At 56.3% G+C, this 616-nt stretch carries 1 protein-coding gene and 1 pseudogene; both read right to left on the bottom strand.

The genetic code is table 11. From position 1 onward, the window contains the following. Positions 1-71 (bottom strand): annotated as a pseudogene (locus K5E40_RS34385) (type VI secretion system tube protein Hcp); the annotation flags it as partial. 311 nt (positions 72-382) lie between these two features. Beyond that, a partial coding sequence (locus tag K5E40_RS34380) for a 2-oxoadipate dioxygenase/decarboxylase family protein (protein ID WP_409339162.1) occupies positions 383-616 on the bottom strand: 234 nt, incomplete at its 5' end.

Raw genomic sequence — 616 nt, 5'->3', positions numbered from 1 at the left:
GCAGTGAAGGCGCCGGCAGTGATCAGGCCTTGTTTTTCGCCGGTAACCGACATGTACGCTGGTGTTGCCATGGGGTGCTCTCCTTGCGGATAAATTTAAGGTGCCCGGGAGGCGAAATCGCCCGGCGGGTGGCCGACTGCCATCAAAGAGCGTGCCAGGTTTTGCGAAGTGCCCGGGAGCCGGTGGCGAAGCTGCACCTGATCGGGTTTCTGACTGTTTTTCGTGCGGATTTGAGGTCTGAAGTGCGCAACTTCTTGCGCAGTACTGCGCAACTTCTTGCGCACTCGTCTGTACAGAACGGATTACGTGGGCTGCAGGGATGTGTCCACAAGGTTATCCACATTTGAGTGCGCAAGAAGTTGCGCACAATGGCGTGTGGCCACTATTGGCGAGATTCTAGCGCGACAACGCATTCTTCAATCGAACGTTGCTGGGTTTCGGCATACAACCCCAATTCATCAATCGTCGAGCGTCCCAGCGCCTGCTCGAATGCCTGTCGGTTGGAATGTTCGCCATAGTGGGCCTGCGCTGCATCCCCAAGGTTCGATTGAAAGATCCCCGCCGCACTGACCGGCAGGAAATCTTCGTACACCAGCGGTTCAGCTTTCACATAACC

It is taken from the genome of Pseudomonas baetica (assembly GCF_019733355.1).
GTDB classification, from domain to species: domain Bacteria; phylum Pseudomonadota; class Gammaproteobacteria; order Pseudomonadales; family Pseudomonadaceae; genus Aquipseudomonas; species Aquipseudomonas baetica_A.
This window is presented reverse-complemented; position numbering and strand designations above follow the sequence as displayed.